The organism is Streptomyces sp. NPDC006602, assembly GCF_042870385.1.
GTDB lineage: Bacteria > Actinomycetota > Actinomycetes > Streptomycetales > Streptomycetaceae > Streptomyces.
The window spans coordinates 129,938-155,718 of sequence record NZ_JBIAHG010000019.1; the positions used below are offsets into that span (position 1 = coordinate 129,938).

The window sequence follows — 25,781 nt, forward strand, 5'->3', positions numbered from 1 at the left end:
CATTCGCGACGGCGGTGCGGGAACCCTGGTCGACGGCGGTGGGCTGTTTGCTTTAACCCGTCGTGATCAAGGTCCGATGGCATGGCCTCTCGTCCGCGCAGATGACGTCGGGCCGGGACTCGAAATGGTGTTCGCATAGGGCCTGAGGAGGAGGGTCGGGAACGATGCGGAATTCAGATGTATCTACCCTCTTGCCTGGCGTTTTACTTCCTCGGGCTGCCGTGGCCTATCCAGTTGTCGGCTCTGCCGAGTCCCGTTGTCAGTGGTGCCCTCTACGGTTTCTTGTGGTCGGCGCGGAATGCCTGTGCACGGCTGCGCGGGCATGGGTGCCGGCCGAGTAGGGCGTGCGTTTCCGCCGTTGGCGGGAAATGCGGTCGTACTCACCGGGGTAGTGAGAGGGCAGGATGTATGGAGTTGGACTACGACCGTCTGGTCGCCCTACGAAAGCAGAGCGCTGCTTGGCGGCTGCTGAAGGCCGACAACGCCGCGCTGATGCTGAGCTTCTTCAACAAGGTCTTCGTTGAGCATGGAGCGCGCTCGATTGTCGGTGCGGAGCTTGTCGAACGGCTGGACGACGAGTTGTTCGCACTCAACGACCGGCTGGGGCAGGGCACGTTTCCCAAGTCCGCGAAGGCGTATCTGGATGACTGGTCGGGGCCGGGGAACGGCTGGCTGCGCAAGTATTACCCGCCGGATTCGGACGAGCCGCACTATGACGCCACGGCTGCAGTCGAGAAGGCCATCACGTGGGTCCGGTCGCTGGAGGAGCGTTCGTTCGTCGGTACTGAGTCGCGCCTGAACACGATCTTCGATCTGCTGCGGCAGATGACGTATGGCACTGAAACCGACCCCGAGGCGCGACTGGCGGAGCTCACCCGGCGTCGGCATGAAATCGACCAGGAAATCGAGCGTGTTGAGGCTGGCGAGGTGGATGTTCTGGACAGCGCGGCGCTGCGGGACCGCTATCAGCTGGTGACGACGACGGCGCATGGGCTACTGGCTGACTTCCGCGAGGTCGAGGCGAACTTCCGGGACCTCGACCGAGACCTGCGGAGCAAGATTGCCGCGTGGGACGGGGTCAAGGGCGAACTCCTGGATGAGGTGCTGGGCAGCCGCGAGAGCATCGCGGAGTCGGACCAGGGCCGGACTTTCCAGGCGTTCTATGACTTCCTTCTCGCCCCGAGCCGTCAGGACGAACTCAAGTTGCTGCTGGCCGCGGTCGAGGCGATGGAGGCTATCGGTGAGCCCGATCCGAGGATGCGACGCATGGCCCGGGACTGGCTGGAGGCCGCCGAACGCACCCAGACCACGGTGCGGCAGCTGTCGGATCAGCTGCGCCGGTTCCTGGACGACCAGGTGCGCTCGGAGGATCGGCGTGTCCTGCAGCTGGTGCGCGGGATCGAGGCGCAGGCCCTGGCGTTGCGTGATACACCGGGCGTGGATTTGGTCGCCGAAGTCGATGCGGCCGCTCCGGCCATCGCCTTGCCGATGGAGCGGCCTTTGTATACGCCGGTGGTCAAGGTGGCCATCGACAGTACGGGGATCCAGGCGGGGGATGAGGAGTTCACCGCCGACGCCTTGTTCGAGGCTGTGTATGTGGATCCGGCCAGGCTGACGGCCGCGGTGCACCAGGTGCTCGGCTCCCGCACCCAGGTGTCGTTGGCCGAGACGCTGCGCGAGCACCCTTTGGAGCAGGGGCTTGCCGAGCTGGTCGCCTACTTCGCTCTGCCGGACGCCGGGTTCACCACCGTGTTCGACGATCACCGTCAAGAAGAGATCACATGGATCGGCGAGGACGACGCTCTGCAGGTCGCCACCGTGCCCGTGGTCACTTTTGCCCGCACGAGCCCTGGCATCGCCTGGGCGTCCAGCCCGAAGGAGGGGCGATGACCACGCCCGCCACCCCCATCCCACACCAGCCGTACACCCTATCGCTGCCGGTCAACCAACTGCTCAAGGGACCAGTATCCCGCGACCAGCACGAGCGGGCCTGGGACGCCCTGCTCCATCACAGTGCCGGCGTGAAGGACTACGTCGACGTCATGGGGCTGCGCGTGGTGATCGACGAGATGGAGGGCTACGCCTTTCTCCAGTCGAAACCCGACGACGAAGACGACGTCCGCGATCCTCGGATGGCGCCGCCGCGGCTGATGCCCCGCCGCTCGCTGTCCTACCCCGTCAGTCTGCTGGTCGTGCTGCTGCGTAAGCGGCTCGCCGAGTTCGACGCGGGTGCCGACGGCACCCGTCTGATGATCACCCGGGACGAGATCGTCGAGATGATCCGCACGTTCCTCCCGGCCGGCAGTAACGAGGCGCGTCTCGTCGACCAGATCGACGGCCACATCAACAAGGTGGTGGACCTGCAGTTCCTGCGCCGTGCTCGCGGGCAGGAGCAGCTGTTCGAGGTGCAGCGGATCATCAAAGCCTTCGTTGACGGGCAGTGGCTCGCCGACTTCGACACGAACCTGGCCCAGTACGCCGCCACCCACACCCCCCAGGAGAAGCAGCAGTGATCCCCGCTCAGCACGGCCCCGCTGGCACGAGTGCCTCCACCGATCTGGTTGCGGCAGGATTCCGGCTGGAGCGTCTGGAGGTCTACAACTGGGGCACGTTCGACAAGCACGTGTGGTCGTTCGGCCTCGGCGGCGCCAACGCCTTGCTGACCGGTGACATCGGTTCCGGCAAGTCCACCCTGGTGGATGCGATCACCACGCTGTTCATGCCCGCCCGCAAGATCGCTTACAACAAGGCGGCCGGCGCGGAGAGCGGAGAGCGGAGCCTGCGCTCCTACGCGCTGGGCCACTACAAGTCCGAACGCAACGAGACCACCGGGACGACCAAGCCGGTGGCACTGCGCAAGCCGGGCAGCTACTCCGTCATTTTGGGTGTGTTCACGAACCCGGCGCTGTCTGCGACCGTCACGCTGGGGCAGGTGTTCTGGCTGGCCGACGCGAATGCCACAAGCCCCGAGCGTCTGTTCCTCGTCGCCGACCGGGCGCTGTCCGTTGCCGGGGACTTCGCCGACTTCGGCACCGAGGTGCGATCCCTGAAGAAGCGCCTTGAAGCGAGCGATGTCCGCGTCCACAAGACGTTCCCCCCCTACAGCAAGGACTTCCGGCGCCGGATGGGCATCGAGTCCGAGCAGGCGCTGGAACTCTTCCACCAGACGGTGTCGATGAAGTCGGTGGGCAGCCTGGATGACTTCGTGCGCAGCCACATGCTCGAACCGTTCGATGCAGCGGTGATGACCGGCAACATCGTCAGCCACTTCGACGCGCTGACTACCACCTACAACTCCGTTCAGCGAGCCCGCGCCCAGATCGAGGCACTCACTCCGCTGCTTGAGGACTGCGACGCCTATGAGGGCCTGGCTACACGTATCGAGGAGGCCGACGCCCAACAGGCCGCCTTGCGGTACTTCATCGCAGAGCGCACGGCGGTGCTGCACGAAGCTCAGTGCGCAGAGGCGGAGCGGATGCTCAGCCGCCTGGAGAGCGAGAAGAAGGCTGCCAAGGAGGAGCTGGAGCGGCTGCGGGGCCAGGAGCGCCGGTGGGAACTGCAGCGTGAGGGCCTGGGCGGCGGGCGCCTGGGCGAATTGGAGCGCCAGATCGAGGAGATTGAGCAGCAGCGCGCCGCTCAGGAGAAGCGCGCCCGCCAGCACGCCGCCCTGCTGGAGCAGGCAGAGCTGGCCCCGGTCACCGATCAGGCGCAGTTCTCCGACCGCCTTGAGGAGATCGCCCGGGCCCAGCACGACGTCGCCGCGACGACACAGGAGACACGCACGGCCCTTGAGACGCTCGCAGTCGAGGCTGCACAGCTGAGGCAGCGGGCCGAAGACCTCAACGCAGACCTGATCAGCCTGCGCTCGCGCCGCAGCAACATCCCCCGCAAGCAGCTGGAGGTACGCGCCTGCCTGAGCCGCGAACTCGGCATCGAGGAAAGTGTCCTGCCCTTCGCCGGCGAACTCATTCAGGTGCGAGAGGAGGAACAGGCATGGGCCGGAGCCGCCGAGCGGCTGCTGCGCGGCTTCGCCGTGTCCCTCCTGGTTCCCGGCGATCAGTACACTCGCGTCTCCGACTGGATCAATGACCACCACCTGGGGACGAAGCTGGTCTACTTCCGCGTCCCGGACAAGCTCCCGCCGCGGCGCCTGTCCACCGGTGCGTCCACAGCGCTGTTCACCAAGCTCGAAGTGCGAGAGGAATCGCCATTCGCTCCGTGGCTGGCCAGCGAGCTCGAACGCCGTGCCTCCCACGCCTGCGTGCCGACGATGGAAGCCTTCCGGTACGCCGAACTGGCTATCACCGCACAGGGGTTGATCAAGGGGCCGCGGGGCCGCCACGAGAAGAACGACACCACCCGCATCGACGACGGCAGCACCTATGTGCTCGGCTGGACGAACCAGGCGAAGATTGATGCCCTACTGGATCAGGCGGGACGGGTCCATGGCGCCCAGCGCGAGATGGAGAAGAAGAAGAGCGGGCTGGGAGCCGTCTACGAGGACGCCATCAGCCGAGATAAGGTCCTCGACCGGCTGACGGCGATGCTGGACTACAGGGAGATCGACTGGCCGTCCGCAGTACGACGCATCACCGAGCTCACGGGTGAGAAGCAGCGCCTGCAAGCCGCCTCCAAAGACCTGGACGAACTCACCCGCAGCCTCGCCGAGATCGCCGACGAAATCACCGAACAGGAAGCAGCCTATGAGAAGGCCAGCCAGAGCTGGGGACGGGTCGGCGGCGAACGCGACGCCGCTGAACGCTCCCGCGACGAGGCCCGCGCCGTACTCGACGAACCTGCCGCCGACGCTGCACAGGCGCACTTTCCGGCCCTCGAACAGCGCTTGACCACAGCCCGCCTTGCGTGCCGGACCGCGAAGGAGTGCGCGCAGACCGAAACCTGGCTACGAGAGGAGATGACGGCGCACAAGGACCGCTGGGCCAAGGAGCAGACCCGGCTCACCCAGACGATCGCTGCCCAGATGAGCTCCTTCCACACTACCTATCAGGTCGAGACCAGCGAACTCGACGCCTCCGTCACCTCCGCCCCCGGATACCGCGCCCTGCACCAGCAGCTCGTCGCCGACGACCTGCCGCGCTTCCAGGACCAGTTCCGCACCTACCTGAAGACCAACGTGATCCGCGAAATCGCCGGATTCCACGCGCAGTTGAACATCTGGGCCGACGAGATCGGCGACCGCATCCACACCATCAACGAGTCGCTGGCCGGCATCGACTACCACCCAGGCCGCTACATCATGCTCAAGCCCGAGCAGACGCCCAACACCGAGATCCGTGAGTTCACCGCGGAACTGCGCGCCTGCACCGACGACGTCCTGTCCGGCGACGACTCCGACCTGTACTCCGAGGAGAAGTTCCACCAGGTCCAGCGCTTGATCGAACGCTTCAAGGGCCGCGAAGGCCACACGGACAGCGACCGCGGCTGGACCAAGCGCGTCACCGACGTGCGGTACTGGTTCGTCTTCAGCGCCAGCGAACGACGCCGCGAGGACGACTCCGAGTACGAGGTGTACTCCGACTCCGGTGGCAAGTCCGGCGGTCAGAAGGAAAAGCTCGCGTACACCATCCTGGCCGCCTCCCTTGCCTACCAGTTCAAGCTCGACACCACCAGCAGCAGGAGCCGTACCTTCCGCTTCGTGGTCATCGACGAAGCCTTCGGACGCGGCTCGGAGGAATCCGCCCGCTTTGCCCTGGACCTCTTCAAACGCCTGGGCCTGCAACTCCTCATCGTCACCCCGCTACAGAAGATCCACGTCATCGAGCCCTACGTCTCGGCCGTCGGCTTCGTCGATAATCCCAGCGGACACCATTCCCGCCTGCGCACCCTGACCATCTCCCAGTACCGCCAAGAACGCCTTGCCCACACCTTGGCCGGCCTGCAGCCCGCCGCAGGACAGGGAGACTGAGATGACGACTCATCAAGACCTCAACTGGACTACGCCGCAGGCCGTCCTCGAACGCCTCCGCAAACGCTGGAACACGGGGACCTACCTCACCCAACTCGCCGACGGGGCACGCTGGAAACCCGTCGAGATTCCGCTGCGCGGCCCGAAAGCCAGCGACATCACCCGCCACTATGACCAAGTCCTCGCCTGGACCGAATCGTGGGTGCCCAGCGCACACAGGCACTTGCGCATCGAATACCGCCGACTCGGCGGACGCCTCGCTGGCGTGAACAACATCCCCGACCGCGTCTGGATCGACGACCGCGACGGTCTCTGGCGCCTGCTCGGCGTCACCCCCACGGTCGCCCGCTACCAAACCCTGCTGACCTCTACCCAGGAATCACTGCCCGCGCTCATCGACTGGATGATCGCCCACCCCATGCAGGTCCTCCAGCGGGAAGCCGACTGGCTCCGCCTACAGGCCACGAGCCGCTGGATCACCGACTACCGTGGCCCAGCCGTCTACCTGCGCCAGCTCGACGTACCCGGCGTGGACACCAAGTTCATCGAACGCCACCGCGCCATCCTAACCACCCTGCTTGAGCAGTGCCTTCCCGACGACCGCATCGACGCCGAGGCCGCACGCACGGACTTCGCCGCCCGCTTCCGCTTCCTGCGCAAGCCCGCCTACCTGCGGTTCCGAATGCTCGGTGGCGAGTCGCTGGCGGGCTTCAACGAACTCACGGTCCGGGCGGATGAGTTCACCGCGCCGCCGCCCGGCATCACGACCGTGTATGTCGTCGAGAACGAAACCAACTACCTCGCCTTCCCTGGCCAGCCCCACAGCATCGTGATCCACGGCGGCGGCTACGCCGTCACCCAACTGTCCGCCCTGAACTGGCTGAACGGCATACGCCTCGTGTACTGGGGCGACCTGGACACTCATGGGTTCACCATCCTCGATCGGCTGCGTCGGGCCTTCCCGCACACGCAGTCCATCCTGATGAACCGGGACGTTCTCCTGGAGCACCGCGGCCAGTGGGTGAAGGAGGACGCCCCCACCCACCAGCCTCTCGGCACGCTTACTCCGGACGAGGTCGATGTCTACGACAGCCTCGTGGACGGCGAGTTCGGCCCCAACGTGCGACTCGAACAAGAACGCGTGCGGTTCCACCTGCTGGAAGATGCCCTCAACGAGCTCCGCTAGGCACCGCACACCATTAGCCAGCTTGTCGGTGCCGATGAAGGGGCAGGTTCATCGAGCCGCGGCGAGCAGTTCCTGGTGCCTGGCGAGGGCCGTAGCGCGAAGGAGAACACGGAACTCGTCGGTCACCGTCCCGCGGGTCTTCAGGGCATGGCAGTTCGGGCACAGAGCAATCATGGCCTTGGGAAGGTCCGCGCCCCCCTTGGCGTGATCGTCTATGTGATCCACTTCCAACAGGTAGGAGCCATTGCGGCTGAGTGCCGAGGTGTAGCGGGGGTCAGGGCAGCGGGGGTTCTCGCAGCCCCCTTGGCTGCGCTCGAGCACCGCATGGCGGGATGCGGCGATGCGGCTCAGCCGCTGACCACCTTGGGGCCGGTGGCGGTGGCTCTTGCCGTCCCGCACGGCGCGCTCCGCCCGGTCATTGAGCTCTGCGTAGCGCAGAGCCGGATCTGCCATGCGCCGCAGCAGTGCCACGGTCATCCGGCAGCGGTCGAGTGCATCGGCGGCCGGTTCCTCGGCTGGCAGTGTGAAGTGACCGGTGGCCGAGTTCCAGTCGCTGTCGAACTCGCCGCGGCGCAGACGCGCGCACTCCCAGCTGCTGCGGTTCAACTTCGTGAGTGTGGTAGCGGTGTCCGGCCACAGGGCACCGTAGGGGAGGCCGTCCCGTAGCCAGGCGTACTCAAGCCCCGCGTAGATCGCGGCGTACTGCAGGTTGCGTCCGTAGGTGACGACGCGCTTGCCCTGGATTCTGCGCAGCAGGGTGTCAGCTACCTCGTGGAAGCGGGGGGCGGCTTCGAGTTCCGCAGGGCCGACAGGGCCCAGTCGAAGCTGCTGCAGGAATGCCGTCTCCCATTCAGGGTTGATGAATTGATGCCATCTCTTGCGGCCGCCGCCCGAGGTGAGTGCTATCTCATAGGGCACGGCCCGTTCCAGGGGCGGGGTGGACGGAGCAGGTGACCCGATGGAGCTGACGGCCAGAATGACCGTATCGGGGTCGTCGAGGACATCCTGTGCCCAACGGATCGCAGCATGGCGGATGGTTTGGGCTTCGTGGGCATCAGGTGGCACCGAGAAGGGGACAGCTTGATCTGCACGATAGACAGGCGTAGGCGGATATACGGTCTCTTCCCATTCCGGCGTCGTGCGCCCGGCGCTCGTGGGCGCCCTGGGGACGGCAATCAGCTGCGGAGGCCCGAGTACGTAAGCGTCGGGACGGAACAAGTTCAATGCCCGCAGCCCTGCGGCCTTGAGCTGGCCGGCGGACTTCAACCCTCTCGGTAGCCGAGGGTAGCGCTGAAGCAGGCCCCTCAAGACGTCGTTCGGCTGTGCGTCCGGATTCTGGACGTAGACCGGCGCGCCGAACCCGGCGGGGGTGGCGCCGCACACCACATGTTGCTCACCCACGGGGCTGAACGAGACGGCATCAAACTCTACGAACATGTGCGGCTGCTGACTCCATGGCGACGGACGAGGACCTAGAGTGAATCTAACCTGACAGGCTCGTGGCCGAGCTGTTGCGGCCCGGTCAAGGTCCCCTTCAAATGAGGGTTGGCTCCGCGCCTGCGCCTGTGGTTCTCCGAACCAGAGCCCGTCTCATGGGGCGTTGGACAGCACCGCGCAGCCTGCGGGTGCGCCAACCACTCGACGAGGACCTCTGGTGACCAACCGGTTCGGCATGCCCGTCCTGCACAGCGACTTCCACAACCAGTGGAAAAGGGCGCTGGAAGTAGCAGACCCTCCCCAGGCACTCGCTTCCATGGCTTGAAGCACTCCTACGCGACTGCGCTCGGCACCTGCGGCAAGCACGATCCGAAACCGTGCAGGCGCTCTCCAGGCACGCCGAGTTCTCCGAGATCCGAGACACCTACGCCCATCCACCGCTCGCGATCGAAAGTGCCACAGTATCCGCGTTCAGCTTCGCTTTCGGCCACCCGTGCGAGACGGAGGAGCTCCCGACCGGTGCCGCACTCGGCTCTGTAAAAGGTGCTGAGGTCGGATAATTCAGGCCATTATTCGGTTGCCATATGGGCAGCCCAGGGTCCCCCCGGACACCCTGGTGCATGGAAACCGTGTCAGCGGAGGGGGCGCCATGGAGAACACGCCGAGTGGAGCCGAGGTACTGAAGCAGCTGTTACAGCCGGTCACGGTAGCCACCGACTCTAAGAGCGCCCTGGCCGGCAGCGTCGATGTTGCCGCTCACAGCGAAGACAGCAAGAAGCAAAGGGAACATGAGCGGAAGGCCGAGGAGGCCGAGAACGAAGGCAAGGCGCACAGGGAGATGCCGCCCCTGCTGCGGCGCAAACAAGGGCTTCAAGCCCTGCCTGATGCCGAGTTGCAGAGTTCAGTTCGGTTGCCGTACATCGGGCTGCTGCACCGTCTCGCGCGGGGCATGGCGCTCACTCGGCGTGGTGCGGCACGTGGACTCGCTGAGCACTGGGGCAGCCTGAAGTACATCCAGGCGCTACAGGCGGGGAAGGGATCGTTGCTGTGGCTGTCCTCGGAGGGGCGGCACATCGCCAGGCACTACAAAACGCTGCAGTCAGAGGAGCTGGGCCAGGCGTTCGCTCTCGTGCTGGCAGAGCACATCCTGCGCAACCGTTTCCCTGGCTACGGCGTGTCCATCGTTCATTCCGACACGGCCCTGCGGGCGGGCTGGGCACTGACCGCCTCCGAAAGAGACACGAAGGACGACAAGAGCGCCAGTGTCGGCTACCGCTACCGGCCTCACTTCCTGGCAGAAGTTTGGAAGCCGTCGCAGCCGTCCGTGATCATCCCGATCGCATGCAAGGGCAACCACAGCGGAGCCGGTGTTTCGCACGAGCAGCTGGCATCGTGCGCGGCACACGTCGACGGCCTGCACGTCGGGACGTGGAACCAAACACCTGGGTTGCTGTTCAGCACCGAGCTCCCTCTAGATGGGCCGGTCACCGTCACGGCAGCTGTAGTTCGTGAGGCGTGAGGTTTCTGTCATGCGATGACTACTGCTGTGACGTTGTTCCAGCGACGGTGGCAGTCGGCTGCGCGATGCTGATGTCGGCGGCGCCAGTGGGACCAGCGGAGCACGTGTGCGGGATCGGCGTCCTGGCGGGGGCGGGGCAGGGCGAAGGCCCTGATCAGGGCGAGGAGTTCGTGCGGGCTGACGGGCACCATGGCCAGGTCGTCGTCGGGATCGGCGGGGGTCGTGTGTCGCCGCTGCTGGAGGGCGCCGACGGCCAGGAGGGCGTAGGCGAGCACGCTCATCAGGCTCCAGCGGTGCCAGGAGGTCCAGCAGGTGACCTGGCCCTCGTCGAGGTGGGCCAGGCCCTTGGCCCCTTGGAAGTCCTCCTCGACGCGCCACCGGCGGCAGACCGCGCTGACCAGCACCGATATCGGTTGCGGGTCGAGGTGCCAGGTGCGGTAGAAGGAGAGGGAGCCGGTACGGCGGTGGCGGCGGATGAGAACCTGGCTGTGCCCGGCGGCCTGGCCGGACGGGGTGTCGTCGGGGTGCACGTCGATCATCGCCCAGTCGTAGAGCCGCTCACCCTTGGTGCCGTGGCCGGTCTTCAGCCGCATCCAGGCCCGCTTGGGCACCCGTTCCAGCAGCGCGGTGACCTTGCTCTTCCCGCCGCCTGGTGTGGTGACGTGGTGGCTGGTGGGCACGGTGATCGCATAGCCGTAGCCCAGGGAGCGGATGCGGCGGCGTAACTCGCGGCCGCCGTAGACCTCGTCGGCCGCCACCCACGCGGTGCGGATGCCCGAGGCGTGTGCTTCGGCAAGCATGGCGCCGGCCAGCTGCGGCTTGGTGGCGAACGCTGTCTCGTCGGGCACACCGGTCAGTTCACGGCGTTCGTCGTCGGCGGCCCATGCCTCGCCCAGGTAGAGGCGGCGGTCGATCAGCGCGTGTCCGTCGGCGCTCACGTAGGACAGGTGCACCGCGACCTGGCACAGTCCGATCCCGCCCAGGGCACCGGAGTACTGGCGGGCCGCGCCGACCGCGTCGAGGGAGGATTTCTCATCGCCCGTCTCGTCCACCACCAACATCACTTCTCGGTCGCCGAGTTGCTCCACCGTCCAGGCCGCGGCCGACCGGCGTATCGCCTCGGTATCGAAGCGGGCCCGGGAGAGGAAGTGCTGCAACACGTGCGGGCCGGTGTGGCCGATCGCCTCGGCCAGCGACCAGCAGTTCGCTGAGTCCTTGACCATCAGCAGCCCCTGAACCATGTTCCGGCAGGTCAACCGCGTCTCTCGGCGTGGGAAGCACCCCGCCACTCGGCCCATCAAAGCCTCGAAGGACTCGCCCCACCCGGCGTGTACTACCGTGGCCTGCGCGGCCACCGCTTCGTTTTCCGTCTTCACAAACGATCACGATGCAGGTGGCCGCACCTCTACCCGCCGGCACCCCACCCACCACGTTGACCAGTAGACGCCAACGGCGGTAGGTACAAAGGATGCGACTCGTGAAGTGGCTCGGTGGCGTGGTGTGGATCGGTTCCTGGTACCTGATGTACTTCGAGATCACCCGCTGGCACCACGTCAAGCCGTCGCTGGCGTTCAACTCGGACATAGCCCCGCGCGGACCTGCGAAGCCGTATGCGGGACTACGTCCGTGCCCTGCTCGGCCCGGTCGGCTGCAAGAACGGCTGACAACTGGCCGAATACGCTGGCCACCGCCCCCTCGATGGCCTGCAGCGGCTGCTCAACGGAGCCACCTGGAGTGCCGACGACATCCGCGACGACCCGCAGACACACGTCGCCGAGAAGCTCGGCGACGACGGGGTACTTATACCTTGACGACACCGGCTGGGCCCGGTGCCTGTTGCGGTAGTTCCCCTGGCCACCCGCGGCCCGCTCACCGGGCTCGTGCCCCAGATGATCAGTGAGCTCGCCCTCCAGCGCCGATTCCAGCACCCGCTTGGTCAGCTGTTGCAGGAGGCCGCCCTCCCCGGTGAGCTTCACGCCACCGGCCTGAGCCCGCGCAACCAACTCGGCGACCAACCGTCATCCACGGCGCTCGCCCCCCTCACAGCAGCCTTCCCGGCCCCTCGGTGTCACTCGTCACGTCAGTCATCAACTGCCGCTTCCAGCTCAAGAGTTACACCGCTCACCGTGCAGACCCCTCTGACGGCGTTGGCAAGAGGGCCGGAGGGCGTCACGCAAGACTTCCTCGACGGGCGCTCGGCCATCGCTCACACCTCCAGCACCAACCGCTCTCCTTCCGGTGCGCGTGAGACACAGGGCAGCATGGCGCCGGCCGCTCGTTCGGTGGCGGTGAGCCGGCGGTCACGGTGATCGACGTGGCCCTGGGCCACCCGTACCCGGCAGGTTCCGCAGAACCCCTGGCGGCAGGAGAAGGGCAGGTCCGGCAGGGCCTCCTGGAGAACATCCAGGGCGGAGCGGTCGTACGGCACTGGCAGAACCCGTCCGGTGTCGCCCAGTTGGAGTTCGAAGGGACGGCCGTCCGTGATGGGGGCCGGGGCGAAACGCTCGAAGTGCAGGGCTGACGCGCGGCTGTCACCGAACGCGCGCCGAACGCCGTCGATCATGGGCGCGGGCCCGCAGCAGTACACCGCCCCCGCCGCCGGGCTCAAGTTCAACAGATCGGCTGTTTCGGGCGCGCCGGACTCGTCGTCAGGTCGGATGGAGACCCGGTCAGGGGCTGCGGCTGCGAGTTCGGCCAGTTCTGCCGCGAAGGGCATCGAGCCGCGGCTGCGGCCGGTGTGCACGAGCCGCCACTCCAGCCCGCGGCGGGCGGCTTCCCGGGCCATCGGCAGGATGGGGGTGATGCCGATGCCGCCTGCGATGAGCAGGATGGATGCTTCGGCGGCGAAGGGGAAGGCGTTCCGGGGCCCGGTGATGGCGACCCGCATACCGTCTGTGAGGGCGTCGTGTACCTCGGCCGAACCGCCTTTGCCGTTGGCGATGCGGCGCACGGCGATGCGGTACCGGTACCGGTCGGCGGGGTCGCCGCACAGGGAGTACTGCCGCTTGCGGCCGGAGGGCAGGTGCAGTTCGATGTGGGCGCCGGGCTGCCAGGGCGGGAGTTTTGCCCCGTCGGGTGCTGTCAGCCGCAGGGAGACGACGTCCTCGGCCTCTTGGTGCTTGGTGGCGACCACCAGTTCCCGGATCACGGGCATCTCGGTGGCCGGCGGACGTCGGGGAGGAGCGCTGCGCCGCGCGAGGCGCGTGACCGCGTGGTCGCTGAAAGCCGCCAGCTTCTGCATGAAGGAGTCGTTGCGCGGCCTGCCGTACAGGTCCGGTGGCCGGGTGACGGGTGTGATGGTGTTCATGGGATGCCTTGCTGGTTGCCGGGTCACTGGGCAGCCGCTCGGGCGGCGGGGGACGCCGCCAGGTAGGCGACCGCCTGCTGGGTCGAGCCCTCTTGCGTCGGGTGGTAGCCGGGGCGGAAGTAGCGCAGCACCGAGCGGGCGAACGCGCCCGGCGGGGGCAACAGGTCCTTGTGGGCCGCGGTCAGGTAGTCGCGGAAGCGGACCTTGACCCGGTCGTCGAGTTCGGGGTCGGCGCTCATCAGGAAGCGGACTCCGCGGATCCATAGCCGGGTCAGCACCGGAGCGGTGACGAGCATGCCGACCACGCGGCGCCGGTAGCGGGGATCGAGGTGCACCAGCAGGTCGAACGCGACCGAGCGGTGTTCGACCTCTTCCGCGCCGTGCCAGCGGAACAGGTCGAGCATCGCGGGGTCCGCGCCGGCCTGGTCCAGGTGCCCGTTGCTGAGAATCCAGTGCCCCATGTACGCGGTGAAGTGCTCGAAGGCCGCGATGAGGGCGAGTCGTTGGAGGAGGTGCGCGTGTGTGGCGGCCGGTGTCAGCTCCGGCCGGTCTCCGAGCACCCTTCGGAAGATCCATTCGGACTGCAGGGTGTACGGAGTCGGGTCCAGCCCCTTGGCGAGCAGGTGCTCCAGGACCTCCTGGTGCGCCTCGGCGTGCATCGCTTCCTGGCCGATGAAGCCGCGTACGTCCTCGCGCAGCCGGTCATCGGTGATCAGTGGCAGTGCCTGCTCGAAGGTGCGCACGAACCAGCGTTCGAGTTCGGGGAGCATGAGGTGGAGGACATCGAAGGTGTGGGTCGCGAAGGGCTCACCCGGCAGCCAGTGCAGCGGGGTGGTGCTCCAGTCGAAGGTGACGTCCCGGGGTTGCAGCACCAGGTCGTGGTGGTCGATGGGCTCGGACGGACTCTCCTGGTGGTCATGTGCGGCTCGGAACATGACAATTCCTCCTCCGTCAGCGGTCGGTGTGTGGGAAGGGGTGGTCAGGCAGACGTCCCGTACTGGTGGTCTGTTGGGCTGTCAGATCGGGTACGCGGTGTGGTCCGGAGTGTGAGTGCGGCGGGGGCCGTCCTCGATGCGGTTGGCGAATTCCGCGATCAGGGACGCGATCTCCTCGGGGTGGCTGAGCTGTACCCAGTGCCCGGCGTCGATCGGGCGCCGTTGTATCCGGCCCGTCCAGTGCTCCACTCCGTACGACAGCACCGGGGTGACGCAGAAGTCGCGGGTGGGGATGATGAGCTGTACCGGGACGGTGGTCGGCCGGTCCTGGGGACGTAGCAGGCGGGGCAGCATGTTGGCGCGGTACAGCGCGGTGCCGGATACAGCGTCGCGGGCCAGCGTCGGAGCGGGGTAGAGGGTGTGCCCGGGCACGCCTTGGGAGCCGGTGAGGAAGGCGCGCCAGCGGTGTCCCAGTGCTCTCCAGGTCAGGGCGGGCAGGAGCGGAAAGTGGAAGTAGGCGATGTACCAGGACCGTGCGGCCTGCCGCAGCATCTTCGGCAGGTCCGGATGCCGCGGCTGGAGGCGGGCACGGATCAGGTGGCCGACGTGGTCCAGGCAGGGTCCGGAGATGGAGGTGAACGAGGCGATCCGCCCGGCCAGGCGGGTGCCGGTGACCGACTCCCAGGAGTGGATCGATCCCCAGTCGTGTCCGACCAGGTGCACCGGGCGGTCGGGGCTCACGGTGTCGAGAACCGCCTCCAGGTCGGCTTCCAGGCGGGACATCCGGTAGGCGCGCAGACCCCTGGGCCGGTCGGAGGCACCGGCTCCCCGCACGTCGAAGGCGGTGACGTGGAAGCGGTCGGCCAGGTGCTCGGCGACCGGGCGCCACACGGCGCTGGTGTCCGGATAGCCGTGGACCAGCACCACCGCAGGAGCCGTGGACGCTCCCCATTGGTAGGCGGCCAACTCCACGTCGTCCGCATCGATCCGGCGGACGGCCGGGCCGGTCATCGGCCACCACCGGCAGGGGTCAGTTCGCCGTAGTTCAGACCGCCGTGGAAGAAGCTGGGCCGCACCGGCCAGTGCCGCTTGAAGGGGGCCAGCTCGGATGAGGGCAGGATCTGCAGCCAGCGCGGATCGCGCCGGCTGGGGTCGGCGAGGGTCTTCTCCTTGACCATGGAGTCGTACTGGTCGAGGGAGTCCTCCAGGGTGTTGGCGTTGGGCACCACCTCATGGCCGTAGAACGCGGCGTGGCGGCGCACCCCGGGGATGCGGGAGAGCTCGGGCTGCCAGTTGTCGGCCGAGATGCCGTTCTCGGAGGAGACCCACACCCCGTCGGGAGTGTTCAGCACCAGGGAGTGGTTGCCGTCCGTATGGCCGGGGGTCCACAACAGGCTGACGCCGACACCGAGTTCGACATCGCCGTCGAAAGCGGTGACGCGCTCGGGCGGTACCCCGTCCATGCCTCCGTCGACGTACCAAGCCCACTGCATCGGATGCGTCGATTCGAAGGTGCCCAGCTCCCTGCGGTGCACCAGCAGCCTGGCGCGGGGGAACAGCGCTTCGCGGGGCGCCCGTTCGCCGGGAATGGTGCTGGTACTTCCCATGATCATGCGCACGTCCTGGACGTGCAGGTGGTCGAAGCTGACGAAGTCCACGTCCTCGGGTCGCAGACCGCAGGAGGGCAGGACGGTGTTCGGGTCCTGGTAGAAGCGGGCGAAAACGTGCTCGGTGAGAAAGTCCCCCGCCAGTCGCTTGAGCTGGGCGTAGAACGGCGCTTGAGCCGTTCCGGCGGCGACGGTCGGCTCCCACACGAGTGTTTTCGGCTGACCGTCGAAGCCGTCGAACTGCACGACGAGCATCCGGTTGATGATGCTCACGAACGGGTTGACGGCGAGCGCGGCGCCGTGGAAGCCGAACCGGGTCGGGTACGGGGCGGCGGCGATGTCGAAACTGCGGACGGCGTGGATGCAGCCCTGCTGGATGAACCGCTCACGGTAGGTGGCCGCGGCGCTGCGCACGGCGCGCAGCCGGTCACCGCGGGGCCATACGTCGTGGACACCTTCGAATTCGGGGATGGGACGCGGAGCGGCAGCGTCCTGGGCCTCCTTGGTCTTCTTCGCGCTGGACGCCGGCTTGGGCGTGGTGGTCACGGGCTCATCCTTCGGGCAGGCGGGCGGTACGGGTGCGCTGCTCGTAGGCCGCGCGGACCGACCGGTCGGACAGGGCAGCGAGCTGGTTGGGGACGAGGAGGTGATGCAGGGCGTCGCGGGCACGGCCCGGCAGCACTGCGGCCAGCCGGGTCAGGGCGGCCACCTGACGGGGAACGAAGACCTCGAACCGCGGGCGCAGCACGACGTCGAGCACCGCGTCGGCCACCTGATCTGTCGTCAGGCGTGGGGTGCGGCCAGCCGCGGTGCCCACGGCCAGCTCGGTGTCCACGACGCCGGGCATCACCAGGGACACCTGCACGCCGGTGCCGCGCAGTTCGGTGCGGACGGCGGTGCTGTAGCCGTGGAGGGCGTGCTTCGTCGCCGCGTAGGTCGCCTCGCCTGCCGGGGCGACCTTGCTGGCGGCCGAGGCGATGTTCACCACGTGGCCGCGCCCGCGTTTCCGCATCTGCGGGATCACCAGTTTCATCCCCCGCAGTACGCCGTGGACGTTGACGTCGAACTGGCGCAGGGCGGCTTCCTCCGGTTCCTCCTCGAAGGGGCCCACCCACATGATTCCGGCGTTGTTGATCAGTACGTCGACCGGCCCCAGCTCGGTTTCGACGGTGCGCAGGAAGTCATCGAAGGAAGGTGTGTCGGTGACGTCGAGAGACAGCCCGAGCAGTCGGCCACCGGGACGCGCGCCGATGGCGCCGGCCGTCTCCCTGGCAAGCTCCGCGTCGAGATCGCCGATCGCCACGGCGGCTCCGGCCGCAGCGAGCCGGGCTGCGACAGCACGCCCGATCCCGCGGCCCGCCCCGGTGACCGCGATCACTCGGCCGGTCAGCGGTTGTGTGCGGGAGAGCCCCTGGCGGTCTCTTCGGCTGAACACGTACGGGTGTTTGGGCGGTGCTGCCACGGTCGAGCCCCTTCCTTGCCCTGAGCACGAGCGGACCGCTGAGCGGCAAGCGGCCCCCACACGCTTCTGACACGTTGACGTGTCAGATGAACTGACAAGCTAGAGTGTCAGTTCGGAGCACACCGGTGTCAACACCTCTGCGAAGGGGAGAAATGGCCGGCACACAGACCGCCGGGCGGCGCTACGGCGGACGTGAAGCGGCGCAACGACAGCAGGAGCGCCGCACCCGACTCATCCAGGCGGGCCTCGACCTGTTCGGCACGTCCGGATACGCGTCGGTCTCCGTCAAGCAGGTGTGCTCGCATGCCGGACTGACCCAGCGCTACTTCTACGAGTCGTTCCGCGACCGCGAAGACCTTCTCGCCGGGGTCTACAACGACCTGATCGCTACGATCAGCGCCGAAACCGCGCAGGCCGCAGCCGCTGCCGCACCCGATGTCGACGCCCAACTGCGCGCCGGTCTTGAGGTGTTCATCCGCACACTGGCCGGCGACGCCCGCATGGCCCGCCTGGTGCTCATCGAGGTCGTGGGCGCCAGCCCTCGCCTCGAAGTGCGTCGCCGTGAGGTCCTGCACGAATTCGCCGCAATGGTCGCCGCCGTCGTCGGGCCGCTCCCTGGCCCGGAAGCCTCCTCCAGCCGGCTCACCATGACCGCGATGAGCCTGGTCGGCGGAGTCAACGAACTCCTCGTGGACTGGACGCTCGGTCACCAGAACGCGACCGTCGAAGAGCTGCTCGACCTGTGCCACACCCTGTTCATCGCGGCCTACCGAGCCATCAGCGATCAGCCCTGATCACGCAGGCCCGGATTCCTTCAGGAGCTTTCCGCACCGGACGGCAGCCCACGCCCCCGTTCACCCCGCAAGCGGATCCTGCACGTATTCGAGCCCGTGGAACTGCAGGCGTGTGCGCCCGAATTCCGCGACTGCCGGTACCTGGCTGTGCAGATCTAGCTGAAGGATCAGAGTCACCCTACGAGCCAGGTGGCACACAGGATCAAGGGAGGGCTGACGGCCTTTTCCGTGCCGAGGCCGAACGGGGAGGGGTGAGTGATCCCGAGCTGCTGGCCCGACTGCCGATCCTGGTCTTGATGGCGCCAGTGCCCGCGCGGGGATCGGCGCCGACTGCACCTGACCGGGCTCATCGCGCCCACTGTGGCCGCCCTGCTCGATGGGGCAGGCATGCGCTGACGCATCGCCTTTCCGGGCAGGTTCGGTGACTGATGTGTTTCTCCGAGCTGATGCCGGTCTCAGGTAACCGGCACGGCCCGAGCCGCTTGATGCCCTGGCTCCCCGGTACGCGGGGCAAAGCCCGATGATCGTAAGGGAATTGATGAGCAGCCGGGCGCGGGGGAGGCTGTGGTCTTGTCGGCATTGGTGCCCAGCGGCAGGGCATGGTCATGGTGTCCGGGAACCTCATCCGGCTGGCCCGGACGCTCGCCGATCTGGTCATTGCCCCGCGCGTTGGCGGCTGCCACGACGGCGTACCCCTGCATCCGCATATGGAGCGCTTCGGGGTGTGCCGAGATCGGCCGCGTAACCGATCGCCATTGGGCTGCCCATGGCGCGGGAGGCCCGCTCGTACCCCTCATCCTTGCCTTTTGCCCAAGCTCTCGAACGCTGAGCAGGCGTCTTCCGTGCTCCGCGTCAAGGCGGCGGCGACGATCGCCTTCTCGCCCGGGAGGAGTCGGAAGAGGTACGGCTGCGTGACACCGACCCGCTTGGCAATCGCCTCGGCAGAGGTGCCGTAGCGGCCCTTGAGCGCGAACTCGCGATCGCAGCGCGGGGATGGCGCTCCCACATCTCTCATGCCTGCTCATCCGGTGCGTGCCGCCATGCCGGCGGGCGCCGTCAGCTCCACCTGAAGCCGGCCGGCGGCGCGGCCTGGGATCAGTTCCGTGCTTGAGCTTGCGCAATGTAAACCGATCGCTTTACAGTGAGGCCAAGGGGAAACCGGCCGGTTTCCCAGATGGCTTCGGGAGTGCATGATGACGACAAATCGGCCGGTTGCCCTGGTGACGGGCGCGTCCTCCGGCATCGGCAAGCAGACCGCGCTCGCGCTGGTCGCGGCGGGTTTCGAGGTGGCCGGCACGGGCCGCGACACCTCACGCGTCACCCCGCTGCGGGGGGTGACGTTCTTCGACCTCGACGTGGTCAGCGACAAGTCGGTGGCTGCCGTGGTCCAGCAGGTGATCGGCCGCTTCGGGCGGATCGACGTCCTGGTCAACAACGCCGGCATCGGCTCGATCGGCGCGGCCGAGGAAACCTCCCTCACGCAGGCCCAGGGCGTCTTCGACATCAACGTCTTCGGCGTCATGCGCATGGTGAAGGAGGTCCTGCCGCACATGCGTGCCCAGGGACGCGGACGCATCATCAACCTCTCGTCCGTACAGGGCTTCATCCCCGCCCCCTACATGGCCGTCTACGGCGCGTCCAAGCACGCGATCGAGGGCTACTCCCAGTCCCTGGACCACGAGGTCCGCCCGTACGGCGTCCGCTCGCTCCTCGTCGAACCCGCCTACACCAACACCGGATTCGAGGCCAACAGCGCCAAGCCCGACACCCCCCTGCAGACCTACGCCGACCAGCGGCACATCTTCGACCGCCTGATGACGGAGGCGATCAAGGCCGGCGACGACCCCGCCGTGGTCGCCAAGGCGATCGTCACGGCCGCCACCGACAAGAAGCCGAAACTGCGCTACGCCGCCGGCCCCACGGCCGGACGCGCACGCCTGCTCCGCTTCGCTCCCGCCTGGGTCCTGGACAAGCAGATCCGCAGCATGAACAAACTCACCGGCTGACCCCCGCCACCCGCGCATCCCGCCACCCACAAACCCGTTCGCGCCGTTGATACCGGGAGAGACCCGTGTCCGAGACCCTGCACTCCGCCGCCACTACCATCGCGCGCTGGCGCTCCGCCGAGGAACGCGGTGATGTCGAAGCCGCGGTCGCGTGCTTGAGCCCGGACGTCGTGCTCAGCTCGCCGCTCACCGACCAGTTCCCCTTCGAGGGATCTGACCAGCTGCGCGACTTCCTGACCGTGGTGTTCGCGGCGGTCAAGGACGTCCAGTACCACACCCAGACCGGCGAGGGCGACACGTACGCCCTGGTCTACCGGGCGCGGGTGGGTTCCCAGTCGTTCGAGGAGGTGCAGATGCTGCGGCTCGACGACCAAGCACGCATCACGGAGATCACGCTCTTCGGGCGTCCGATGCCGGCCCTCACCGCCCTGATGCACCTCGTGGGTCCGGCGCTCGCTCGCCAGCAGGGCCGCCGGGGCCTTGCGACGCTCATGAGCGTCAGCACCGTACCCATTCACGCGATGGTCTCCTCGGGGGACCGCAGCATGGTCGCGAAGACCCGCCCGGCAGCCCGGCGGACCTGAGAGCACCAGGTCCACCGGCCGTTTGACCCCGTTCCCCTTCCAGGAGTTGGCGGTAGCCGCAGGCGATGTCCTCGGCGGACAGCGCTCCTGGTGGCGGCCTCCACCAGCCACGGCAGTGTCCGTCCATTCCCACCACGCGCCGATGTGCTACGGCAACTCGTCGCGCTCTCCAGTGACTTGACCCAACAGGAGACGCTCTTATGAAACGACGTACGTTCCTTACGGCGACCACCGCGTCGCTGGCCGCCAGCCAACTCGCCGGACCCGCCTACGCCTCCGCATCCCCCTCCGGTTCAACAGCCGGTCACTACGAGGTCGTCGCCCGCTTCTGGGACGCGATGCCGACGGGTGTCACCGTCTCGTGCCACGGCCGCATCTTCGTCAACTTTCCCCGCTGGGGCGACGACGTCCCGTTCACCGTCGCCGAACTGCGGGACGGGAAGCCGGTGGCCTACCCCGACGCCGAGGTGAACCGCCAGGACGCCTCCGACCTGGCCGGGCACTTCCAGTCGGTGCAGAGCGTCGTCGTCGACGGGGCCGACCGGCTGTGGATCCTCGACACCGGAAGCCCGCTGTTCGCCGGGTCCTCCTACGGCGGCCCCAAGCTCGTGGCGGTCGACCTGCGCACCAACCGGATCGTACGGACGATCCTCTTCCCGCCCGAGGTGGTGCCGGCGAACAGCTACCCCAACGACGTGCGCCTCGACCTGCGGCGCGGCGCCCAGGGCACGGCGTTCATCACCGACTCGGGCGGCTCCAACGGCATCATCGTGGTCGACCTCGCCACCGGCCGCTCCTGGCGGAGACTGGCCGGACATCCCTCGACGCTCCCGGACCCGGACTTCCTTCCGGTCATCGATGGCCAGCCCTTCATGGTCCGCCCGCCGGGCGGCGAGCCCACGTACTACGAGACCGGCTCCGACGGCATCGCTCTCAGCGCCGACGGCACGCGCCTCTACTACTGCCCGCTGTCCAGCCGCCGACTGCACAGCGTGTCCACCGACGCCCTCGCCGACCCGGACGCCACGGACGCCGAGGTCGCGGCGACAGTCGAAAACCTCGGATTCAAGCCGATGGCCGACGGCCTGGAGAGCGACGACAAGGGACGGCTCTACGGCGGCGACCTGGAACACAACGCCATCTGGCGCAGAAACCCGAACGGCACCTACCGCACCCTCGCCCAGGGCACCGACCTGAACTGGATCGACACCCTGTCCGTCGCCTCGGACCGGCACCTGTACGCCACCGCAAACCAACTCGACCGGCTGGCGCCCTTCCACGAGGGCCAGGACCTGCGCCGCAAGCCCTACCTCCTGGTCCGCCTGCCGATCGACGCCGGGCCGGTCAGGCTCGTGTGACCTCTCCGGCTCGCGTCAGGCGGCCGCCTGGTCACTGTCCAGGTGCGCACCCCAGCAGTGCAGCGGTCGACCCTGCCCCGGGCGCTGCCCCGGGCGGGGTCCCCGTCGAGGCAGGGCTTGCCGGTGTAGTGCGCTGCAGGGCTTGCGCGACCTGAAGCGAGCCGCTCCCCTCACGGTTCGAAGCGACTCGATGACCAGGGGTGGCGTCGGCACGCGGCTTCGCGGCGCTGCCGGGAGATGGGCCAGCGCCTCGACTTGGAATCCGTAAACCGATCGGTTTGCCGATGGGTCTGAAACCGACCGGCTTCATCGGCTGGAGTCCCGGCAGGGTGCTGAATCGGCACCTCCGGTTCCGCGTCGCGGCCGTGTGCCGAGATCGAACATTCCGAGGGTCACCGGTCCGCAATGAAGCTGTCCGGCCTTCTCCGTCTATGAGTGTGTTGTCCGAGACCGGAGTAAGTCATGAGTGGGATTCACCCGTTCCGCGTCCTGCGTGCCAAACCCCTGTGGATCGCCAACGGCGTCATCACGGGCGTACTCGCGCTGCTGTTCACGGTGTTCTACGTCGGGGCCAACATCGATCCCGTCGATCACATGAAGAATCTGCCCGTCGGCCTGGTCAACGCCGACAAGGGGGCCGCTGTCGGTGGCGAGCAGGTCAACCTGGGGGCTCGGATCACCGAGTCGATCAGGAAGTCCACCGCGAGCGGGGGCAAGATCGACTGGAAGGTGATGGACGAGAAGGCGATGAAGGAGGAACTCGGCAAGGGCAAGCTGTACGGCGCGCTCGTCGTCCCCGCCGACTTCACCTCCGCCACCACCGCACTCACCGGCCCCGCGACCACCGGGACCCCGACCCGTCCGACGCTGACGGTGCTGACCAACCAGTCCGCCGGCAGTGTGGGCTCCAGCCTGGCCCGGACGGCGACGACGCAGGCGGCCGAAAGCGCCTCGCTCCAGGTGGGCAAGGAGCTCACGGCCCAGGGCGGGACCGGGCAGGCGAAGCTGCCCGCCGCGGCACGCGTCCTGCTGGCCGACCCTGCCGCCGTCACCGTCGAGGACGGCCATCCCCTCGATGCGCACAGCGGCCTGGGCCTGACAGCGTTCTACTACGCGCTCGTCCTGGTGGTCTGCGGCATGCTCTCCGCCAACGTCATCAGCGGCCAGGTGGACCACGCCCTGGGCTACACCCACAACGACATGGGCCCGTTGCGCCTGCACCGCCCGCTCATCCGGGCGACCCGGGTGCAGACCCTCGCCATCAGCAGCACCCTCATGGCCGGGCTGTCCCTGCTGATGGGGAGCCTGGTCATGGCGGGCGCGGTCGGCCTCATGGGAATGCAAGCCGCCCATCTGCCGCTGCTGTGGCTGTACTCGGTGTGCGCCATCGCCGTCTCCGGGATCGGTGCGCTCACCCTGCTCGCCGTCTTCGGCACGCCCGGCATGCTGGTGGTCACGCTGGTCTTCATCGGGATGGCGGTGCCGACGGCCAACGCCACCACGCCGCTTCAGGCGCTGCCCGGCTTCTACCGCTTCCTCGCGGAGTTCGAGCCGCTGCGTCAGATCACCGGCGGCATCCGCTCGATCCTCTACTACGACGCCCAGGCCGACGCCGGCCTGACCCGGGGCTGGGTCATGATGGCCGTCGGCCTCGCGGCAGCCGCCCTCTTCGGCTTCGGAGTGACCAGCTGGTACGACCGCAAGGGGCTGCACCGCATCCCCGCCGACACGGAGCCCGAGAAGACCGCTGCCCCGGCGTAGCGGAAGGCGGCTCACCCAGGACGGGGCCATTCAGCGGAGTGGCCCCGGTGTGCGTCGCCCCCGCGGGGACGAGAGGCGCGTGCACCATCAGGGCTCGGCGACGGTCTCTCCCCCAAGACCGTCGCCGAGCCTCTGAGCGGCCTTCAGACGTCCGCCCGACGGCAGGCGCCTCCCCCGACCCCGCATGGAAACCGATCGGTTTCCATTGCGTCCGATTGGAGTTGACCTCGCGGTATGACTACCAAAGTGAAGCAAAGCCCCCGGGAGCGGCTGCTGGAGGCAGCAGCCACGCTCACCTACCGCGACGGCGTCGGCATCGACATCAGCGTCCAGGCGCTGTGCAAGGCGGCGGGGGTGTCCAAGCGCTCCATGTATCAGCTGTTCGAGAGCAAGGACGAACTGCTGGCGGCGAGCCTGAAGGAGCGTGCCGCTGCCTTCGTGGCGAGGGCCCTGCCCCCGGCGGATGATGGCCGCTCCCCCCGCGAGCGGATCAGTTACGTCTTCGAGCGGGTGGAGTCGCAGGCGGGTGCGCCCGACTTCCAAGGCTGCCGGTACCTGGCTGTGCAGATCGAGCTCAAGGACCAGACCCACCCCGCGAGCCGGACGGCCCACCAGATCAAAGCGAACCTGACGGCCTTTTTCCGTTCCGAGGCCGAACGGGGTGGGGCGAGCAACCCCGACCTGCTGGCCCGGCAGCTCATCCTGGTCATCGACGGCGCCAGCGCCCGCGCGCGGATCGGCGCCGACCATCTGACCGGGATCATCGCACCCACGGTGACCACCCTGCTCGATGCGGCAGACATGCAGTGATCCACCCCGTCTTCGAGCAGGATCGGCCGACCGAAACGCTCTTTCGGGTTGATGCCCGACTCCGGCAGCCGGAGCAGCGCCCACGGCCTCACGTCCCCGCTTCCCCACCATCGACGGGAAGCTCGATGGCCATAAGAGTGCTGCCGATCATGCCGCAAGCAAAGAAGCCTGTGGTCGCGTGGACGTCGGCCCCCAGCGACAGGTGCACGGGTACCCCACCGCCTCATCCAGCCGGTCCGGACGAGCTCGCCCGTCTGGCCATCACCCTCTGCCTCAGCGGCCGCGACGACGCCGTATCCCTGCATCTGCATCACGAGCGTTTCGGAGCGCGCCGAGATCAGCCGCGCCTACGCGCCCGCCATGGCGCCCAGGGCCTGCTCGCTGCCCTTCACCGTCGACCGCGTGATGGCGGAGGCGATCAGGGACGGTGACGCCCCCGCCACCGTCGCCAAGGCGATCGTCGCGGCGGCCACCGGCGCCAAACCGAAGCCGCGCTACACCGCCGGCCCCACGGCCGGACGCGCGCGCATACTGCGCCGCGTCGCCCCCGCCCAGGTTTTCGACAAGCAGATCCGCAAGATGAACAAGCCGGCCGGCTGACACCTGCCCGCACTCAAGCACCCCGCAAGAACGAAAGAGGCGATGGAGCGGCACATGGCGGAGATCCAGATCGAGTTCAATGTTCCGGCAGAGATGCGTGACGGCAGGCTGCGCGCGGATGTCTACCGGCCCGGCGGTACGGGACCGTGGCCGGTGCTACTGAGCCGGCTGCCGCACGGCCAGCAGACGCCAATGATGGGCATCGCACTCGATCCTCTGCGGCCATCGGGGCACCGAGCGGTGCCCCTCCGCTCGGACTTACGGATGGAAACCGATCGGGTTTACGACGAGGGGGCCCGATCAGTTTTCGTCGCAGAGGCGAGCAAGTCCCGAACCCCCATCACTAGGAGTACGGACGGCTTTCCCGCGCGACATCGAAGGGCAGCACACGCAGATTCCCGCGACCTCAGCCTTCACCCGAGCGCCGGAAGTGCGTTCTTCATGGTCAGTTGAGGGACGCGACTGGCAGCCCAAAAACAGCGCTAACCG

General features: G+C 67.7%; 21 protein-coding genes and 1 pseudogene. 14 read left to right on the top strand and 8 right to left on the bottom strand.

All coding sequences use genetic code 11. From position 1 onward, the window contains the following. Nucleotides 1-408: 408 nt before the first annotated feature. From ACFYO2_RS34345 to ACFYO2_RS34360, 4 genes are read left to right on the top strand one after another with little or no spacing between them, the layout of a single operon-like run. Nucleotides 409-1,890 carry a DUF3375 domain-containing protein gene (locus tag ACFYO2_RS34345; protein WP_388356965.1) on the top strand — a complete coding sequence of 494 codons (1,482 nt, stop codon included), beginning with the start codon at nucleotides 409-411 and terminating at the stop codon, nucleotides 1,888-1,890. Continuing rightward, nucleotides 1,887-2,513, top strand: a complete 627-nt coding sequence (locus tag ACFYO2_RS34350; protein ID WP_388356967.1) for a DUF4194 domain-containing protein — start codon at nucleotides 1,887-1,889, stop codon at nucleotides 2,511-2,513. The genes ACFYO2_RS34345 and ACFYO2_RS34350 overlap by 4 nt, the downstream gene beginning before the upstream one ends. Further along, nucleotides 2,510-5,926, top strand: a complete 3,417-nt coding sequence (locus ACFYO2_RS34355; protein ID WP_388356970.1) for an ATP-binding protein — start codon at nucleotides 2,510-2,512, stop codon at nucleotides 5,924-5,926. Before ACFYO2_RS34350 ends, ACFYO2_RS34355 begins: the two co-directional genes overlap by 4 nt. Before the next feature lies 1 nt (nucleotide 5,927). Further along, nucleotides 5,928-7,112: a Wadjet anti-phage system protein JetD domain-containing protein gene (locus ACFYO2_RS34360; RefSeq protein WP_388356973.1), complete on the top strand. Its 1,185-nt coding sequence runs from the start codon at nucleotides 5,928-5,930 to the stop codon at nucleotides 7,110-7,112. Between the two features lie 48 nt (nucleotides 7,113-7,160). On the opposite strand, the gene ACFYO2_RS34365 is transcribed toward ACFYO2_RS34360, so the two are convergent. Then, a complete protein-coding gene (locus tag ACFYO2_RS34365) occupies nucleotides 7,161-8,549 on the bottom strand; it encodes an HNH endonuclease (RefSeq protein ID WP_388356975.1) in 1,389 nt (462 codons plus the stop codon). Nucleotides 8,550-9,198: 649 nt separating this feature from the next. On the opposite strand from ACFYO2_RS34365, the gene ACFYO2_RS34370 reads away from it, so the two are divergent. Continuing rightward, complete coding sequence (locus ACFYO2_RS34370) at nucleotides 9,199-10,068, top strand: hypothetical protein (protein ID WP_388356977.1); 870 nt, start codon at nucleotides 9,199-9,201, stop codon at nucleotides 10,066-10,068. Between the two features lie 8 nt (nucleotides 10,069-10,076). On the opposite strand, the gene ACFYO2_RS34375 is transcribed toward ACFYO2_RS34370, so the two are convergent. From ACFYO2_RS34375 to ACFYO2_RS34405, 7 genes are all read right to left on the bottom strand, one after another. Further along, nucleotides 10,077-11,444, bottom strand: coding sequence for an IS701 family transposase (locus ACFYO2_RS34375; RefSeq protein WP_388356979.1), 1,368 nt, complete (start codon nucleotides 11,442-11,444; stop codon nucleotides 10,077-10,079). A 195-nt stretch (nucleotides 11,445-11,639) separates the two neighbouring features. Further along, nucleotides 11,640-12,044 (bottom strand): transposase, encoded by a 405-nt coding sequence (locus ACFYO2_RS34380; protein WP_388356982.1) that lies wholly within the window; start codon nucleotides 12,042-12,044, stop codon nucleotides 11,640-11,642. 230 nt (nucleotides 12,045-12,274) lie between these two features. Then, on the bottom strand, nucleotides 12,275-13,375 hold the full coding sequence (locus ACFYO2_RS34385) for a PDR/VanB family oxidoreductase (RefSeq protein ID WP_388356984.1): 1,101 nt from the start codon (nucleotides 13,373-13,375) through the stop codon (nucleotides 12,275-12,277). Between the two features lie 23 nt (nucleotides 13,376-13,398). Beyond that, entirely contained in the window at nucleotides 13,399-14,310 is a 912-nt protein-coding gene (locus ACFYO2_RS34390) for a metal-dependent hydrolase (protein WP_388356987.1), read from the bottom strand. Between the two features lie 81 nt (nucleotides 14,311-14,391). Continuing rightward, nucleotides 14,392-15,321, bottom strand: a complete 930-nt coding sequence (locus ACFYO2_RS34395; protein WP_388356989.1) for an alpha/beta fold hydrolase — start codon at nucleotides 15,319-15,321, stop codon at nucleotides 14,392-14,394. Then, a complete protein-coding gene (locus ACFYO2_RS34400) occupies nucleotides 15,318-16,463 on the bottom strand; it encodes a hypothetical protein (protein WP_388356990.1) in 1,146 nt (381 codons plus the stop codon). Before ACFYO2_RS34400 ends, ACFYO2_RS34395 begins: the two co-directional genes overlap by 4 nt. 4 nt (nucleotides 16,464-16,467) lie before the next feature. Further along, the gene (locus ACFYO2_RS34405; protein WP_388356993.1) at nucleotides 16,468-17,379 is read right to left on the bottom strand and encodes an SDR family oxidoreductase; all 912 of its coding nucleotides are present in this window, start codon (nucleotides 17,377-17,379) and stop codon (nucleotides 16,468-16,470) included. 152 nt (nucleotides 17,380-17,531) lie between these two features. Here ACFYO2_RS34405 and ACFYO2_RS34410 point away from each other — a divergent pair, with 152 nt between their 5' ends. The 9 genes and pseudogenes from ACFYO2_RS34410 (at nucleotide 17,532) to ACFYO2_RS34450 (ending at nucleotide 25,745) form a co-directional block, all read left to right on the top strand. Beyond that, complete coding sequence (locus ACFYO2_RS34410) at nucleotides 17,532-18,173, top strand: TetR/AcrR family transcriptional regulator (RefSeq protein WP_388356995.1); 642 nt, start codon at nucleotides 17,532-17,534, stop codon at nucleotides 18,171-18,173. 57 nt (nucleotides 18,174-18,230) lie between these two features. Beyond that, a pseudogene (locus tag ACFYO2_RS34415) lies at nucleotides 18,231-18,569 on the top strand (TetR/AcrR family transcriptional regulator); the annotation flags it as partial. 797 nt (nucleotides 18,570-19,366) lie between these two features. Continuing rightward, entirely contained in the window at nucleotides 19,367-20,179 is an 813-nt protein-coding gene (locus ACFYO2_RS34420) for an oxidoreductase (protein WP_388357046.1), read from the top strand. A 65-nt stretch (nucleotides 20,180-20,244) separates the two neighbouring features. After that, entirely contained in the window at nucleotides 20,245-20,763 is a 519-nt protein-coding gene (locus ACFYO2_RS34425) for a nuclear transport factor 2 family protein (protein WP_388356997.1), read from the top strand. A 200-nt stretch (nucleotides 20,764-20,963) separates the two neighbouring features. Beyond that, nucleotides 20,964-22,121 carry an L-dopachrome tautomerase-related protein gene (locus ACFYO2_RS34430; protein ID WP_388357000.1) on the top strand — a complete coding sequence of 386 codons (1,158 nt, stop codon included), beginning with the start codon at nucleotides 20,964-20,966 and terminating at the stop codon, nucleotides 22,119-22,121. 462 nt (nucleotides 22,122-22,583) lie between these two features. Beyond that, nucleotides 22,584-23,882: an SNG1 family protein gene (locus ACFYO2_RS34435; RefSeq protein WP_388357003.1), complete on the top strand. Its 1,299-nt coding sequence runs from the start codon at nucleotides 22,584-22,586 to the stop codon at nucleotides 23,880-23,882. Between the two features lie 234 nt (nucleotides 23,883-24,116). Continuing rightward, nucleotides 24,117-24,692: a TetR/AcrR family transcriptional regulator gene (locus ACFYO2_RS34440; protein WP_388357005.1), complete on the top strand. Its 576-nt coding sequence runs from the start codon at nucleotides 24,117-24,119 to the stop codon at nucleotides 24,690-24,692. A 360-nt stretch (nucleotides 24,693-25,052) separates the two neighbouring features. Next, complete coding sequence (locus ACFYO2_RS34445) at nucleotides 25,053-25,292, top strand: hypothetical protein (RefSeq protein WP_388357007.1); 240 nt, start codon at nucleotides 25,053-25,055, stop codon at nucleotides 25,290-25,292. Between the two features lie 54 nt (nucleotides 25,293-25,346). Then, complete coding sequence (locus ACFYO2_RS34450) at nucleotides 25,347-25,745, top strand: hypothetical protein (protein ID WP_388357009.1); 399 nt, start codon at nucleotides 25,347-25,349, stop codon at nucleotides 25,743-25,745. Nucleotides 25,746-25,781 lie beyond the last annotated feature (36 nt).

Bases quoted from the DNA above. Each gene is read 5' to 3' on its own strand.
- ACFYO2_RS34440 (WP_388357005.1), top strand. From the start codon at position 24,117: ATGACTACCAAAGTGAAGCAAAGCCCCCGGGAGCGGCTGCTGGAGGCA.
- ACFYO2_RS34450 (WP_388357009.1), top strand. From the start codon at position 25,347: ATGGCGGAGATCCAGATCGAGTTCAATGTTCCGGCAGAGATGCGTGAC.
- ACFYO2_RS34360 (WP_388356973.1), top strand. From the start codon at position 5,928: ATGACGACTCATCAAGACCTCAACTGGACTACGCCGCAGGCCGTCCTC.
- ACFYO2_RS34410 (WP_388356995.1), top strand. From the start codon at position 17,532: ATGGCCGGCACACAGACCGCCGGGCGGCGCTACGGCGGACGTGAAGCG.
- ACFYO2_RS34390 (WP_388356987.1), bottom strand. From the start codon at position 14,310: ATGTTCCGAGCCGCACATGACCACCAGGAGAGTCCGTCCGAGCCCATC.
- ACFYO2_RS34365 (WP_388356975.1), bottom strand. From the start codon at position 8,549: ATGTTCGTAGAGTTTGATGCCGTCTCGTTCAGCCCCGTGGGTGAGCAA.
- ACFYO2_RS34345 (WP_388356965.1), top strand. From the start codon at position 409: ATGGAGTTGGACTACGACCGTCTGGTCGCCCTACGAAAGCAGAGCGCT.
- ACFYO2_RS34420 (WP_388357046.1), top strand. From the start codon at position 19,367: ATGACGACAAATCGGCCGGTTGCCCTGGTGACGGGCGCGTCCTCCGGC.
- ACFYO2_RS34350 (WP_388356967.1), top strand. From the start codon at position 1,887: ATGACCACGCCCGCCACCCCCATCCCACACCAGCCGTACACCCTATCG.
- ACFYO2_RS34430 (WP_388357000.1), top strand. From the start codon at position 20,964: ATGAAACGACGTACGTTCCTTACGGCGACCACCGCGTCGCTGGCCGCC.
- ACFYO2_RS34385 (WP_388356984.1), bottom strand. From the start codon at position 13,375: ATGAACACCATCACACCCGTCACCCGGCCACCGGACCTGTACGGCAGG.
- ACFYO2_RS34395 (WP_388356989.1), bottom strand. From the start codon at position 15,321: ATGACCGGCCCGGCCGTCCGCCGGATCGATGCGGACGACGTGGAGTTG.
- ACFYO2_RS34445 (WP_388357007.1), top strand. From the start codon at position 25,053: ATGGCGCCCAGGGCCTGCTCGCTGCCCTTCACCGTCGACCGCGTGATG.
- ACFYO2_RS34435 (WP_388357003.1), top strand. From the start codon at position 22,584: ATGAGTGGGATTCACCCGTTCCGCGTCCTGCGTGCCAAACCCCTGTGG.
- ACFYO2_RS34370 (WP_388356977.1), top strand. From the start codon at position 9,199: ATGGAGAACACGCCGAGTGGAGCCGAGGTACTGAAGCAGCTGTTACAG.